15 protein-coding genes are annotated in these 13481 nt (G+C 64.8%); 10 read left to right on the top strand and 5 right to left on the bottom strand.

Annotated features, from left to right (window positions below; genetic code table 11):
• The first annotated feature begins 65 nt into the window (after positions 1-65).
• Positions 66-524, top strand: a complete 459-nt coding sequence (locus GC121_RS13895) for a hypothetical protein (protein ID WP_151975265.1) — start codon at positions 66-68, stop codon at positions 522-524.
• 54 nt (positions 525-578) lie between these two features.
• Complete coding sequence (locus GC121_RS13890; protein WP_305038612.1) at positions 579-1256, top strand: MBL fold metallo-hydrolase; 678 nt, start codon at positions 579-581, stop codon at positions 1254-1256.
• Positions 1257-1288: 32 nt separating this feature from the next.
• On the opposite strand, the gene GC121_RS13885 is transcribed toward GC121_RS13890, so the two are convergent.
• Complete coding sequence (locus GC121_RS13885; RefSeq protein WP_151975263.1) at positions 1289-1699, bottom strand: MAPEG family protein; 411 nt, start codon at positions 1697-1699, stop codon at positions 1289-1291.
• Between the two features lie 191 nt (positions 1700-1890).
• Here GC121_RS13885 and rpmF point away from each other — a divergent pair, with 191 nt between their 5' ends.
• The 5 genes from rpmF (at position 1891) to GC121_RS13860 (ending at position 4961) form a co-directional block, all read left to right on the top strand.
• Entirely contained in the window at positions 1891-2073 is a 183-nt protein-coding gene (gene rpmF, locus GC121_RS13880; RefSeq protein ID WP_082126465.1) for a 50S ribosomal protein L32, read from the top strand.
• Between the two features lie 31 nt (positions 2074-2104).
• Positions 2105-3190, top strand: a complete 1086-nt coding sequence (gene plsX, locus GC121_RS13875) for a phosphate acyltransferase PlsX (protein WP_151975261.1) — start codon at positions 2105-2107, stop codon at positions 3188-3190.
• Complete coding sequence (locus GC121_RS13870; protein WP_151975259.1) at positions 3187-4152, top strand: beta-ketoacyl-ACP synthase III; 966 nt, start codon at positions 3187-3189, stop codon at positions 4150-4152. Before plsX ends, GC121_RS13870 begins: the two co-directional genes overlap by 4 nt.
• 108 nt (positions 4153-4260) lie before the next feature.
• A complete protein-coding gene (locus tag GC121_RS13865) occupies positions 4261-4560 on the top strand; it encodes an integration host factor subunit alpha (protein WP_234421337.1) in 300 nt (99 codons plus the stop codon).
• Complete coding sequence (locus GC121_RS13860; RefSeq protein ID WP_151975257.1) at positions 4557-4961, top strand: MerR family transcriptional regulator; 405 nt, start codon at positions 4557-4559, stop codon at positions 4959-4961. The genes GC121_RS13865 and GC121_RS13860 overlap by 4 nt, the downstream gene beginning before the upstream one ends.
• Before the next feature lie 125 nt (positions 4962-5086).
• Here GC121_RS13860 and GC121_RS13855 read toward each other — a convergent pair whose 3' ends face one another.
• A complete protein-coding gene (locus GC121_RS13855; RefSeq protein ID WP_151975255.1) occupies positions 5087-5947 on the bottom strand; it encodes an alpha/beta hydrolase in 861 nt (286 codons plus the stop codon).
• A 38-nt stretch (positions 5948-5985) separates the two neighbouring features.
• Between GC121_RS13855 and GC121_RS13850 the strand changes: the two genes are divergently transcribed.
• Positions 5986-6594, top strand: coding sequence for a TetR/AcrR family transcriptional regulator (locus GC121_RS13850; protein ID WP_151975253.1), 609 nt, complete (start codon positions 5986-5988; stop codon positions 6592-6594).
• A 132-nt stretch (positions 6595-6726) separates the two neighbouring features.
• On the opposite strand, the gene GC121_RS13845 is transcribed toward GC121_RS13850, so the two are convergent.
• Both GC121_RS13845 and GC121_RS13840 read right to left on the bottom strand, forming a co-directional pair.
• Positions 6727-7254: a histidine phosphatase family protein gene (locus tag GC121_RS13845; protein ID WP_151975251.1), complete on the bottom strand. Its 528-nt coding sequence runs from the start codon at positions 7252-7254 to the stop codon at positions 6727-6729.
• Positions 7251-9983 carry an ATP-dependent DNA helicase gene (locus tag GC121_RS13840; RefSeq protein ID WP_151975249.1) on the bottom strand — a complete coding sequence of 911 codons (2733 nt, stop codon included), beginning with the start codon at positions 9981-9983 and terminating at the stop codon, positions 7251-7253. Before GC121_RS13840 ends, GC121_RS13845 begins: the two co-directional genes overlap by 4 nt.
• 175 nt (positions 9984-10158) lie before the next feature.
• Here GC121_RS13840 and GC121_RS13835 point away from each other — a divergent pair, with 175 nt between their 5' ends.
• Both GC121_RS13835 and GC121_RS13830 read left to right on the top strand, forming a co-directional pair.
• Positions 10159-11049, top strand: coding sequence for a hypothetical protein (locus GC121_RS13835; RefSeq protein WP_151975247.1), 891 nt, complete (start codon positions 10159-10161; stop codon positions 11047-11049).
• Positions 11050-11103: 54 nt separating this feature from the next.
• Positions 11104-12732, top strand: coding sequence for a lysine--tRNA ligase (locus GC121_RS13830; protein ID WP_151975245.1), 1629 nt, complete (start codon positions 11104-11106; stop codon positions 12730-12732).
• Between the two features lie 3 nt (positions 12733-12735).
• Here GC121_RS13830 and GC121_RS13825 read toward each other — a convergent pair whose 3' ends face one another.
• Positions 12736-13419, bottom strand: a complete 684-nt coding sequence (locus GC121_RS13825; RefSeq protein WP_151975243.1) for a 2OG-Fe(II) oxygenase — start codon at positions 13417-13419, stop codon at positions 12736-12738.
• Positions 13420-13481 lie beyond the last annotated feature (62 nt).

Genomic DNA, 13481 nt, shown 5'->3' with positions numbered 1-13481 from the left:
AAGCCGCGCGTGAGAATGCCCGAAGCCTGTTGGGGAGGGCGCGCTTGTGTGATATTTCTCGCAGGATGAAAGCTATCGCCCCGATCATCGCCGCTGCTGCCGTGCTTCTGCCCGTCCCTGTCGCTGCGCAGAAAGTTCCCCCGCCGGCATACGGCACGCCAACCACGAACGGTGAATACAGCGACTTCGTCCGCGCGCTGCAATCGGCGCTGGCAGCGGGCGAGCAAGATGCGGTGATCGGCATGATCCGCCTGCCCTTGCGGGTGAACGAAACCTCCGATGGCCCGGTGCAGACCACCTATATCGAAAGCCGCGAAGACATCGCGGCGCGGTTCGACTGGCTGTTCGATACACCGCTGCGTGCAGCGATCATGGCGCAGGATCCGGACGACGTCTTCGCGCCGAGCGAGGGCGGGATGATCGGTAGTGGCGAAATGTGGTTTACCGCAACCTGCCTTGACGATGCGTGCGAGACGACGGGCCCGGTGCAGATTTTCGCGATCAACCGGATCGCGACGCCATAGCAGGCGCGGCAATGCCCCCTTGCATGACGCGCGCCGCCAAGCCACCTACGCCCGATGACAACCGCATCCCCCATAGCCAGTCCGATCAGGGCTGCCATTCTCCCCGTCACGCCGTTCCAGCAGAATTGCTCGCTGGTCTGGTGCACGAAAACGATGCGCGGTGTCTTGGTCGATCCGGGCGGTGATCTCGAAAAGCTGAAGGCGGGCGTCGCCAAGGCGGGGGTGACGCTGGAAAAAATTCTCCTCACCCACGGTCACGCTGATCATTGCGGGCAAGCGGGGATGCTGGCGAAGGAGCTGGGCCTGCCGATTGAAGGCCCGCATGAGGCAGACCGCTTCTGGATCAGCCGTCTCGATGAAGACGGGCCGCGTTTCGGCATGCGCTGCGAAGTGTTTGAGCCGACGCGATGGCTGGAAGATGGCGACACGGTGAGCTTTGGCGAGGTGACATTGGAAGTCATCCACTGCCCCGGCCACACGCCCGGACACGTGGTCTTCGTGCACAAGGGCCAGAACTTCGCCTGGGTAGGCGATGTGCTGTTCCAAGGCAGCATTGGCCGCACCGACTTCCCGATGAGCGACCACCAGAGCCTGCTCGACGCGATCACGCAAAAGCTTTGGCCGCTGGGCGATGATATCACCTTCGTGCCGGGCCATGGCCCGACCAGCACTTTCGGGCGAGAGCGGGCGAGCAACCCGTTTGTGGGTGATGCGGTGATGGGGAGGCAGTAGGCAGTAGGCAGTAGGCAGTAGGCAGTAGGGGTTTAGATCACCCGCACGCCTGCCAACACTGCTGCCACGCCTAGGGCGAGCAGGATCGGGATCGTGCACAGCACGCCCACCGTTCGCGCAAAGCCGGGGATTTCCGCGTCCATGCCGATGCCGTGGAAGATCCGTCCGGCGAGGAACAGGCCTGCGGCAACGCCCAGCAGCCAGCCCGAATGGCCGGTGATCTCCAGCGCGAAGATCAGGATCAGGAACAGCGGGGTATATTCGGTGAAATTGGCGTGCGCGCGCATGGCGCGGCCCAGCATCGCGTCGCCGCCATCGCCATGCGCGACCTTGCCCTTCATCCGCGCTCTGCCGCAGCGGATCGCCAGCCAGATATTGATGAACGCGGCCAGCCCCGCGCTCAGCAGTGTAATGTGCAGATCAAGCGCATCCAGATTTCCCATTGCAACCCCCGTCGGCAATATCCAATTGGGTTGTCATAGGTGTGAGGGCAGTGCTTGCATAGTTGCAAAACTTCGGTATAGCGCGCGCCTTCGCCGCATCCAAAGGGACGCATCAGCCGCGCTTGCGCGTTGGCTGGGCATCGCCTAGGGCGGCATCCGAAACGAACAGATGTATTGGAACAGGTGCCGCTATGGCTGTCCCTAAAAGAAAAGTATCGCCGCATCGCCGGGGCAACCGCCGGTCGCATGATTCGCTGAAGGTCGAAGCCTTCCACGAATGTTCGAACTGCGGCGAGCTGAAGCGCCCGCACATGCTGTGCAATGCCTGTGGCCACTATAACGGCCGTCAGGTTATCGAACCCAAGGGTCTCTAAGACCCTTCCGGTCTGGAAAAGGATTGAGCGCATGAGCCTACCGCGTATCGCGATTGATGCGATGGGCGGTGATGAAGGTGTGCGCGTCATGGTCAGCGGCGCGGCCCTTGCCCGCCGCCAGCATGATTCCTTCCGCTTCCTACTGGTGGGTGACGAGGCGCAGATCAAGCCGGTGCTCGACGAGCATCCCGGCATGGCCGCTGCCAGCGAAATCCTGCATTGTGACGAGGTTGTGGCGGGCGATGAAAAGCCCAGCCGCGCTATTCGCCGCGCCAAGACCACCAGCATGGGCCTTGCCATCAATGCGGTGAAGGAAGGCGAGGCGGCGGCTGCGGTCAGCGCAGGCAATACCGGCGCGCTGATGGCGATGAGCAAGCTTTCCCTGCGCACCATGCCGGGGATTGACCGCCCTGCGCTTGCCGGCCTGATGCCCACGCTCGGCGATAATGACGTGGTGATGCTCGATCTGGGCGCCAACACCGATTGCGATGCGCGCAACCTCATCCAATTTGCGATTATGGGCGCGGCCTATTCGCGCATTGTGACGGGCAAACCCGCCCCGCGCGTCCGCCTGCTCAATATCGGCACCGAAAGCATCAAGGGCACCGAGAACCTGCGTGTCGCGAGCCAGCGGCTGCGCGATGCGACGGGCCTCGCCATGCAGTTTGACGGCTTTATCGAAGCCGACAAGATCAATCGCGGCGAAGTCGATGTGGTGGTGACCGACGGGTTTTCGGGCAATATCGCGCTCAAAGCGATCGAGGGGTCGGCGCGCTTCGTCACCGATTTGCTCAAAACCGCCTTCACCAGCTCGTTCCGCTCGAAAGTGGGCTTTCTGGTCAGCCGCCCGGCGACCGAATTGCTGCGCCACCATCTCGATCCCAACAACCACAATGGCGGGGTTTTCCTTGGCCTTGGCGGCGTAATCGTGAAATCGCATGGCAGCGCCAATGCCAAGGGCGTGGCCAATGCGGTGCACGTGACCGCGCGCCTGCTGGAAGACGATATCACCACACGCATCGCCGCCGATCTCGCCGAGCTGGGCGAGGATGCCTTGCGCGATACGGGCAATGGCGCCGCTTCCGCTGCCGCCACGACTGGCGAAGCCGCCGAATGATCCGCTCGGTTCTGAAGGGCTGCGGCAGCGCCTTGCCTGCCAACTGCGTCAGCAATGCCGCACTGGCAGAGCGGGTGGACACGAGCGACGAATGGATCCGCGAACGCACCGGCATCACCCAACGCTATCTTGCGGGCGAGGGGGAGACGACCGGCTCGCTCGGTACCGCAGCGGCGCAGGCAGCGCTGGACGATGCCGGACTGACGATTGCCGATATCGACCTGATCGTGCTCGCCACCGCCACGCCCGACAACACCTTCCCCGCCACCGCGACTCGCATCCAGCACGCGCTGGGCGGCAAGGGATTTCCGGCGTTTGACGTGGCTGCAGTGTGTTCGGGCTTTCTCTACGCGCTTGGCACGGCGGATGCGATGCTGCGCGCCGGCATGGCCAAACGCGCGATTGTGATCGGCGCGGAAACCTTCAGCCGCATTCTCGACTGGGAAGACCGCACCACCTGCGTGCTGTTCGGGGACGGGGCAGGGGCCTTCGTGATCGAGGCGCAGGATGTGGCCGAAGACGGCCCCGGCATCCTCGCCACCCGCCTGCACGCGCAGGGCGAGCATGGCGATCTGCTGTATGTCGATGGCGGGCCGTCGACCACGGGCGAGGTCGGCAAGCTACGCATGAAGGGCCGCGAGGTCTTCCGCCATGCTGTTGTAAACCTTGCCGAAGTTCTGGGTGAAGTGCTGGATGAGGCCGGGTTTGTGCCCGCCGATATCGACTGGGTGGTGCCACATCAGGCCAACCAGCGCATCCTTGATGCCACCGCCAAAAAGCTGGGCCTGTCGGGCGACAAGCTGGTGGTGACGGTAGACCAACACGCCAATACCTCTGCCGCATCGGTGCCGCTCGCCTTCGATGTCGCCAAGCGTGACGGGCGGATCAAGCCGGGCGATCTTGTCATGCTCGAAGCGATGGGCGGCGGCTTTACCTGGGGCGCGAGCCTGCTGCGGGTATAGGATTTTTCCCAAATCCATGCGGGCAGACGGCTTGCGTTTACAAACACTCCTGTTCATAACCCCCGGCGTTCGGGTCGCGTTAAAGGGAGTTCAAACGCAATGGAATCAATGCGCTCGGTAGGGACGTTGACACGCGCTGACCTTGCAGATCTGATCAATCGCAAGATGGGTTTTTCGCGTGCGGAAAGCCTCGAGATGGTCGAAGCGATCATGGCCAAGATGTGCGATGCGATGGCTGATGGCGAGAATGTGAAAATCTCCGGCTTCGGCAGCTTTGTGCTGCGCGACAAGCGCGAACGCATCGGCCGCAACCCCAAGACGGGCGTTGAAGTGCCGATCACGCCGCGCCGCGTTATGACCTTCCGCGCCAGCCAGAAGCTCAAAGAGCGGATTGCCAGCGCCGGATGAGCGGGGCGGCCTCTTCCAGCGGGCCGCGCTTCCATGACGGTAAGGCTGTGGGCGCGATGCGCACCATTGGCGAGGTGTCGGCTGCCTTCAACATCAAGCCGCACGTGCTGCGCTATTGGGAAAGCAAGTTCCCGATGCTCGCCCCGCTGAAACGCAGCGGCGGGCGGCGGCTCTACCGTCCCGAAGATGTGGCGCTGGTGGAGCGGATTGACCGGCTGGTAAACCGCGAAGGCTACACGCTCAATGGCGCCAAGAAGGCGTTGCAGGGAGCGGCGAGCGCGGCTCCGGCTCGTTCTGCGATTGCCGCGTCGGTGAGTGCACAAACTGATGCTGATATGGATGCCGTTGCGCGACAATTGCGGTCAATTAGGGATCGTTTGTCGGCTGCATTGAGCGCCTAAGCTCGGAAGAATGCAAGCTTCCAAAAAGCCCTTCCCCTTGGGGAAGGGTTGGGATGGGGGTACGGGATCAAATTGGTGTGGAGCCCCCACCCCCAGCCCCTCCCCAAGGGGAGGGGAGAGACGGCCTAAACCGCCGCCAGCACCGCTTCCACACCCGGCTGCGCGTGCAGAATGCGCCGGTGGCCAAGCCCTTCGAGCTGCTGCAGGGCGACATTTCCGCCCAATTTCGCGAACCGCTCCGCCGCATCGAAGCGCACTTCGTGATCGTCGGTCGAATGGATGATCGTCAGTCTGTTGGGCAGGCCCGCCAGCAGCACATTGGCATCCATCGCGCCCAGATCGCCGCCAAACGGCTCCACCAGCAGTTCCTCGAACACCTGCTGCACATCTGGCGAAAGGCCGAGCGCGCGGGCAAAGTCCTCGGTCACATCGGCGAGCCTGTTGGGGGACGCGATGAACAGCAGGTGGGTTGTCTCCGAAAGCGCGGGGCTCAACTCGCTCACCAGCGCCAGCGTGGAAACCGGCCCGCCGAAACTGTGCGCGATCACGCGGTCTATCGGGCCGTAGCGGTTGGCGACCGCCAGCATGGTCAGCACGCAATCCATCAGCAGCGCGCGGCGGCCGGTGGAATTGCCATGCGCGGGCATATCGAACGCGACGACATCAAAACCGCGCGCGCGCAGCTGGTCGACCGTCGCCGTCATAAAGGCCGCCGTGCTGGTCCAGCCATGCACGAGCAGCGCGGTGCCCTGCCGCTGCGCCGCTGTGTGCGCGAAGAAATACGTGGCGATGCGGAAGCCGCGCACCCGCAAATCGGCCCGCTCGGCCTCGGCCAGCTTGGCCTGCGCCTTGCGCACCAGCCGCCGTTCGGCCTCCGTGCGGATGACCGGCGCCATGGGATAGGTAAACAGCGTGAGCGCGGCTCTGCCCGCAATCTGCGGGTTGGCCGATTCGAGCAATCTGAACAGCCTTTGGATCCGTTCCACGCTTGCCTCCTTGATGATAACGCCGTTATCATTGGCGCATGACAATGGACAAGGTCAAGAGCGCGCCGGTTATGCACAAGCGGGATCTCCTGGTCGAAGCGGCGGCCCATGCGCTGGAGGAACAGGCGGTCGAAGGCCTGACGGTGCGCGATGTCGCGCGGCGGGCGCAGCAGTCGACTATCGGGATTTACCGGCACTTCGCGGGCAAAGACGGACTGCTCGATGCTCTGTTTCGCCGGGGTTTTGCGCAATTGGGCGAGGCGGCGCGGGCGGCGGGAGAGCGGGAGGCGTCTCCGCGTGCGGCCGTTCTGGCCACCGCTGCCGAATATCTTGCGCTCGCCACAAGCCAGCCGCAGCATTACCGGCTGATGTTCGCGCCCGAGAGCGCGGGCTTCACCCCCGATGGCGAGGCGCGCGCGCATCTGCTCGACAATTACGCCAACTGGGTCGCGCTGGTCGCCCGCCTGCCGCTGCCACCGGGGGAAGACCGCCGCGTGGCCGCCGATCTGTTCGCGTTGGTGCACGGCCATGTCGCGCTGCGCGCCCAAGGCTACGGCCCGCCCGCAGCGCCGGAGGAATGGACACAGCGCATCCTGTCGAGCGTCGAGCGGCAACTCGATATGCTGACGGGGACAGCCGGGACGTAGCTACTGCGCCGCAGGCACTGCCAACAATTTGACGCTCACAGAGGCACAGAGGCACAGAGAGGTGGCGCAACCTCTCTGTGCCTCTGTGCCTCTGTGAGCGCCGATCTGCTTGCCTGCGGCGCAAGCAACCTCCTAGCTATCCGGTCCCAGTTCGGGATCGAGATCGCGCGGACGGGCGAAGTGGACCAGCTGGCCGCATCCCGCGTCCAGTTCCGCCCAGCTTTCAATGTCGAGTTCCAGCACCGCGTAGGACGCGGTCGGGTATTTCATCATCACTTCGTTGTAGAGCGCGTTCTCGCCCTCCACCGGCACCAGATCGAGCGCCAGTTCCTGCATCCCGGGATTGTGGCTGGCGAGCAGGATCGCATCGTATTCGTCGGGCATTTCGCGCAGCAGGCCCATCAGCGTGGGCGAATCGCCCAGATAGGCGCGTTCGCGGTAGGAGGTTTCTACCCCCAGATCGGCGGCTTCCAGCGTGCGCTTCACCCGCTCGGCAGGGCTCGCGAGGATGTGATCCCACTTCGCTCCGCTCTCGCGGATATGCTCACCCATCAGCGCGGCGCCGCGACGGCCACGGTCGTTCAGACCACGGTCGAAATCGCGCTTGCTCATATCGTCCCAGTCGGACTTGGCGTGGCGCAGCAGGCCGAGGCGTTTCAAGTGGGCTGATCCTCTTTGGTCGGGGCGGTTGCTCCTGAAACACCGCTGGCGACGCGTTGTAAAGCCTCGTCCAGCGATAACCGCGTTATCGGCACGCCTTTGGGGAAGGCGGAAAGCAGGCGGCTGGGGAAAGAGGGGGAGAGGACGATAAAATGCCCGCGATCATCGCGGCTGCGGATCAGCCGCCCGAAGGCCTGCGCCAACCGCCCGCGAATAATCGCATCGTCATAGGCGCTGCCGCCGTTTGCCGCGCGTCGGGCGCGGTGGAGGATGCTCGGCTTGGGCCAGGGGACTTGCTCCATCACCACGCAGCGTAGCGATTCACCCGGCACATCCACCCCGTCGCGCAGGGCATCGGTGCCGAGCAGGCTGGCGGACGGGTCGTCGCGGAAAATGTCCACCAGCGTGCCGGTATCAATTGGATCGACGTGCTGCGCGTAGAGCGGCAAGCCCGCGCGCGCCAGCCGGTCTGCAATGCGCCCGTGCACGCTGCGCAGCCGCCGGATCGCGGTGAACAGGCCCAGCACCCCGCCCCCGCTCGCCTCGATAATCCGCGCATAGGCACCCGCGAGTCCCGCCAGATCGCCCTTCTGCACATCGGTGACGATCAGCACTTCGGCATTGCTGGCGTAATCGAACGGGCTTTCCGCTTCGGCCAGCTTTGGCTGCACGGCGATATGCGGCGCGCCGGAGCGGGCGATGGCAGTGGCCCAGTCGCGCCCGTCCTCGCGCCGGTCGGTCAGCGTGGCGCTGGTCAGCATAACGCCATGCGCACTGTCGAGCACGGCATTGGCAAAGGGTTTCATCGGATCGAGGAAATGGCGGTAAAGGCCGATATCAAACTCGCGCGCATCGTTGCGATCCACCGCCAGCCAGTCGACAAATTCGGAGTCGGCCGGGCCGCCCAGCCGCCCGAGCAAGGCTTCCCACGCCGCCAGCGTATCGATCCGCCAGCTTAGCGAGAAACGCGCGCCTTCAATGCGGGCGCGGCCTTGCCCGTCGAGCCAGTCGGGCGGGTCTTCCAGCATCGCTTCCAGCCGCAGGCCGAGCTTGATGAGGGGCACACGGATCTTGCCCAGCGCCTCTGCCGCCGCCTGCGCCTTCTCGATCAGCCGCCCGTCCAGCCCTGCCGCCTCGGTCTCCAAGGCGTATCCCGCATCCGCCGCGCCGCTTTCGTCGCGCGCATAGGTCGCGGCGCGCACGGCGGCGAGCAGTTCCTCGATCTCGCCAGAGGGCGCGTTCTCGGCAATCCGCCCCAGCCAGCCATCGCCGGGCAGCGCGAGCGCAGCATCGCGCGCCGCCTCGATCGCTTCGCCGCCTGCCTCGTCATAGCTGGCGACATCGGCAAGACGCGCGGAAAGGCCGCGCCTGCGCCCCTTGCTGCCTTTCTCCGGCCCGATGATCCAGCGCCGCAGTTCGATGGCCTCCTGCCCGCTCAGCGCGGCGGAGAAGGTGCTGTCGGCGGCATCGAAAACGTGGTGGCCTTCGTCAAAAATGATGCGCGTGGGGCGCTGCGCATGATCACGGCCTCGCGCAGCATTGACCATCACCAAAGCGTGGTTGGCGATGACGAGATCGGCCTGCGCGGACGCTCGCGCGGCGCGTTCGATAAAGCACTTCCGGTAATGCGGGCAGCCGGCATAGATGCACTCGCCGCGCTGGTCGGTTAGGGAACGGATAGCGCGGTTGCGGAAGAGCGTGCCGAGCCAGCCGGGCAGATCGCCGCCGATCATGTCGCCGTCCTGGCTATAGGCCGCCCAGCGCGCCACCAATTGCGCCAGCACCGCCGCGCGCCCGCCGAAGCCGCCCTGCATCGCGTCTTCCAGATTGAGCAGGCAGAGGTAATTCTCCCGCCCCTTGCGCACCACGACCGGCTGGCTGCCGTCGCTGCGCTGTTCGGGCCATGCGCGGCGGCTTTCGGCGCGCAATTGGCGTTGCAGGTTCTTGGTATAGGTGCTGACCCAGACCGTGCCGGTCGCCTTCTCCGCCCAGAGCGAGGACGGCGCGAGATAGCCCAGCGTCTTGCCGATCCCCGTTCCCGCTTCGGCAAGCAGCAGGTGCGGGCGTGCATGCTTGTCGCGCGGCGCGAAGATGCTTCCCACGGCGCTGGCATAATCGCGCTGGCCTTCGCGATATTCCGCGCCTTTCCCGGTGAGGGCTGCCAATTGGCCCAGCACTTCGGCCTCGCCGAGTGAGACTTGTGCGGGCTGCGGGCGCTCGGCGGCTTCTTCCCATTCGGGCAGGCGCGAGAACAGCCATTTCTCCGCTATGGTGGGCTTGGCGACGTGGGGTTTCAGCACGGGCGCCCACGGCCAGCGCAGCCGGGCGAGCGAATCGAGGCTGCTCCATGCGCCTGAGCGCTCCGCCCAACCGGTATCTTCGCAATGTTCCAGCAACACGCCCGCAGCCATTTGCAGGAAAGCAGGCACATCCGCGCCATCCTCCGGCTCCTCCAGCCCCAACGCGTGCGCCAGCCCCTTCGGCGTCGGCACACAGAAGCGGGCAGGGTGGACGAAGGCGAACAGCTCCAACAGATCGAGCCCCGAGAGGTCGGGATAGCCCAATCGTGTCGCCACCAAAGGCGCGTTGAGGAGCAGGTGCGGTGTATCCGCCGCCGCCATCACCGCCTGCCCTGAGGATAGACCCTGCGTCACCCCGTTGGCGGTACGCACCCAGCTTCCGGCATGGCTGGCGTGGAGCGCGGGGAGGGGTAGCGGTTGGGCAGGCATCGCCGACCAATATTGCGCAAGAGAACGGAAAGTAAACATCGGCTTTGCGCCCATGCCCGATTTGCATTCCCGCTGCGCCTTCGCCGCACCATCGGGACGTTTCGGCGCGGCGCGGCACATTCTGAACAGTCGTTCATGCAAAGTGCAACAGGCTGCGACTATAACTGTCATCGTCATGCGTATGCCCCTTGTCCTGACTGCACTTGCTGCGGCGCTGCTGCCCTGCGCGCCCGCGTGGGCGCAGGAGACATCGCCGCCGCCGCCGATCGCGCCAAGCGATTTCCGCTTGCCACCGGGGGAGGGCACGCAGCCTGCTGCTGAAGGGCCGACGCTGGGTTCGCAGCCGGTGCGCGCGGCGACGCCGACGCCTGCGCCGACGGCTACGCCAAGAACTGCGCCATCCCAGACCCCGACGCGCGCCGCCGCGCCGGTCGAGGCTGCTTCGCCGCCCCGCTCGCAACCGTCGTCGCGCCCGACGGCTGCGCCAACGCTCACTGCTTCGCCCGATCCTGTGGCGGAGGCGGAAGAGGCCGCAGTTTCAGCGGTAGTCAGCAGGGTTGTGCCGGAGCGCGAGGCGGTGCCGGTGGAAGCGGGAGAGGCAATATCCGCGCCCGAAGTCCCGACCGCTGCTGTGCCCGATGCCGGAGCAACCAGCGACAGGTTCGGCTGGCCATGGCTCATGCTGCTTGGCGCATTGCTGGCGGCGGCATTCGGCTGGCTGCTTCTGCGCCGCCGCGCTTCCCCGCCGGCCGAGCCGGCTGCGCAAGTGCTGCCGCATTCCGAACCGGCACCCGCGCCCGCTGAACCCGCCGAACCCGCGCCCGAACCGATCCTCGAATTGCCGCAGCCGACCTTTGACCCCGCCAGCCTCGTCTCGATCCGCCCGCGCAGTGCCAGTCCTGCTCCCTCTATGCCCGCCACTCCGGCAGCCGGTAGCGGGCTCGTCACCACCAATCTCGCCGCGAAACTCCGCGCCGAGGCCGAAGCGCGCCGCATCGCGGCCGAGCGCGAGGCCGCCCGCCAGCGACCCGTGGTGAAGGGCAGCATCACCTTCGACTGGAGTTAGCCCCGCGCCTTCGCTCTTGCAGCAGACGCGGCTTTGCGCGAAGGGCTTGGCCCTATGTTTGACGCAGACCTGATCAACGCCGCCCGCACGTCCAAAGCCTGGCCCTTTCAGGAGGCACAGCGGCTCGCCAAACGCTATCCCGGCGGGAAGCCAGACGGCGCGCCGGTGCTGTTCGAGACCGGTTACGGCCCGTCAGGCCTGCCGCATATCGGCACCTTCCAGGAAGTGCTGCGCACCACGCTCGTTCGCAAGGCGTACGAAATCGTCGCGGCGGACAAACACGGCAACCCCGCACCCACGCGGCTGGTCGCCTTCTCCGACGATATGGACGGCCTGCGCAAAGTGCCCGACAATGTGCCCAACAAGGCCATGCTGGCGGAAAACCTCCACAAGCCGCTGAGCCGCATTCCCGATCCGTTCGAGAAGTTCGAAAGTTTCGCCGCGCACAACAATGCGATGCTGCGCGACTTCCTCGACCGCTTCGGCTTCGATTACGAGTTCGTCGCCAGTTCCAGCCAGTACAATTCGGGTGCGTTCGACGATGCGCTGCGGGGTGTGTTGCGGAACAATCAAGCGATCCTCGACATCATGCTCCCGACTCTTCGGGCAGAGCGCGCGGCGACTTACGCGCCGATCATGCCGATCAGCCCGACCACCGGCCATGTGTTGCAGGTTCCCGTAGAAGTCGTCGATGCCGATGCGGGAATAGTGCGGTTTACGGACGAAGACGGCGCGGTGATCGAGCAAAGCGCGCTGGGCGGGATGTCCAAGCTGCAATGGAAAGTCGATTTCGCCATGCGCTGGGTCGCACTGGGTGTCGACTACGAGATGTATGGCAAGGATCTGACCGACACCGGCGTGCAATCGGGCAAGATCGCCCGCGTGCTCGGCGGGAACAAGCCCGAGGGCCTGATTTACGAGCTGTTCCTCGATGCCAATGGCGAGAAGATTTCCAAGTCCAAGGGCAACGGCCTGACGATTGAGGAATGGCTGACCTATGGCAGCGAGGAAAGCCTTGGCCATTACATCTACGCCAACCCCAAAAGCGCCAAGCAGCTGCACGTCGGCGTGATCCCGCGCGCGGTGGACGAGTACTGGCAATTCCGTGCGAGCATTCCCGAGCAACCCGTTGACAAGCAATTGGGAAATCCGGCGTGGAACCTGCTCCGGGTGAAGGACGAAAGCGGCGCGCAGCCGCCTGTGGGGGCGGGCGATACGCTGCCGGTCACTTACGGCCTGCTGCTCAATCTCGTGGGCGTGCTTGGGGCAGAGGCTGACCGCGATCAGGTCTGGTCCTACCTCGGCAATTACGTCGAGGATGCGCGCCCCGAATCGCATCCCGATCTCGATGTGTTGGTGGGCAAGGCGCTCGCCTATAACCACGATTTCGTCGCCCCGACGCTCGTCAAGCGGGCTCCGGCGGCGAACGAGGCGGCGGCCTTGCGCGCGCTCGATGCGCGGCTCGCCGAGGTGCCCGCGGATATGTCGGCAGAGGATTTGCAGACCATCGTCTACGAAATCGGCAAGGTCGAAGCCTTTGGTTTCGAATCGCTGCGCGACTGGTTCAAGGCGCAATACGAAACCCTGCTCGGCTCCGCCCAGGGCCCGCGCATGGGCAGCTTCATCGCGCTGTATGGCGTGGAGAACAGCCGCAAGCTGATCGCCGAGGCTTTGGCGCGCTAAGGCCTAAACCCACGACTCCGCGCGGTACCACTTGGTGATGATGTATTTCGCCCCGGCAATCACCGGGCGGCCCGCGTGTAGCGTCTTGTGGTTCACCAGCCCGTTCGCATCGGTGTTGTTCCACGCCAGCAGAACGCCGGGCTTGGGCGCGAGCGAAATGCCGAGATCGACAAAATCGGTCGTCCCACCTGCCTCGACCTCGTTCAGGAACACCATCGTCGTGTAGCTGCGCTGCCCGCCGCGGCCGATTTCGCTGTCCCAATAGCTGGTGTTGGGATGGAACCAGTCGTGATGCGGTTTGAACTCCTGCCCCGGCAGATACCGCTGGCCCTGGATGTTCTCGCCAAATGCGGAATCGATATCCATCAGATCGTCGATCCGCCGGTTGATCTTCTTCACGAAGGGATCATACGGATCGACATCGCCCGAATAGCTTGTGCGATAACCGTCCGAATAATCGAGATCGAAGACCTGGCTGGGCCGCGCGGTCGCATCGATCAACTCGCACATCTTGGCGCATTCGGCGGGCGACATGAAATCGCCGACTGCGAACAGTTCCACCCCATCGACGGGCACCTTGTAGGCTTCCGGATTGGCTTCGAGCCGCTGGCGCACGGCATCGCCCACCCGCTTCAGCCGCGACTGGCCGTAATTCGCCGGATATTTGCTTTTTGCTTCGCTGGTCATCGGAGCGGCATCTTCCAAACTCTCGGGCGGGAGGCAAGCCCCAATAGATGCGCGAAACCCTC

Origin of the sequence: Erythrobacter sp. EC-HK427 (genome assembly GCF_902498745.1) — a bacterium.
Classification (GTDB): domain Bacteria; phylum Pseudomonadota; class Alphaproteobacteria; order Sphingomonadales; family Sphingomonadaceae; genus Alteraurantiacibacter.
This window is presented reverse-complemented; position numbering and strand designations above follow the sequence as displayed.

Excerpts from the sequence above, each read along its gene's own strand:
- GC121_RS13895 (WP_151975265.1), top strand. The coding sequence starts at position 66 with ATGAAAGCTATCGCCCCGATCATCGCCGCTGCTGCCGTGCTTCTGCCC.
- GC121_RS13890 (WP_305038612.1), top strand. The coding sequence starts at position 579 with ATGACAACCGCATCCCCCATAGCCAGTCCGATCAGGGCTGCCATTCTC.
- GC121_RS13885 (WP_151975263.1), bottom strand. The coding sequence starts at position 1,699 with ATGGGAAATCTGGATGCGCTTGATCTGCACATTACACTGCTGAGCGCG.
- rpmF (WP_082126465.1), top strand. The coding sequence starts at position 1,891 with ATGGCTGTCCCTAAAAGAAAAGTATCGCCGCATCGCCGGGGCAACCGC.
- plsX (WP_151975261.1), top strand. The coding sequence starts at position 2,105 with ATGAGCCTACCGCGTATCGCGATTGATGCGATGGGCGGTGATGAAGGT.
- GC121_RS13870 (WP_151975259.1), top strand. The coding sequence starts at position 3,187 with ATGATCCGCTCGGTTCTGAAGGGCTGCGGCAGCGCCTTGCCTGCCAAC.
- GC121_RS13865 (WP_234421337.1), top strand. The coding sequence starts at position 4,261 with ATGCGCTCGGTAGGGACGTTGACACGCGCTGACCTTGCAGATCTGATC.
- GC121_RS13860 (WP_151975257.1), top strand. The coding sequence starts at position 4,557 with ATGAGCGGGGCGGCCTCTTCCAGCGGGCCGCGCTTCCATGACGGTAAG.
- GC121_RS13850 (WP_151975253.1), top strand. The coding sequence starts at position 5,986 with ATGACAATGGACAAGGTCAAGAGCGCGCCGGTTATGCACAAGCGGGAT.
- GC121_RS13840 (WP_151975249.1), bottom strand. The coding sequence starts at position 9,983 with ATGCCTGCCCAACCGCTACCCCTCCCCGCGCTCCACGCCAGCCATGCC.
- GC121_RS13835 (WP_151975247.1), top strand. The coding sequence starts at position 10,159 with ATGCGTATGCCCCTTGTCCTGACTGCACTTGCTGCGGCGCTGCTGCCC.
- GC121_RS13830 (WP_151975245.1), top strand. The coding sequence starts at position 11,104 with ATGTTTGACGCAGACCTGATCAACGCCGCCCGCACGTCCAAAGCCTGG.
- GC121_RS13825 (WP_151975243.1), bottom strand. The coding sequence starts at position 13,419 with ATGACCAGCGAAGCAAAAAGCAAATATCCGGCGAATTACGGCCAGTCG.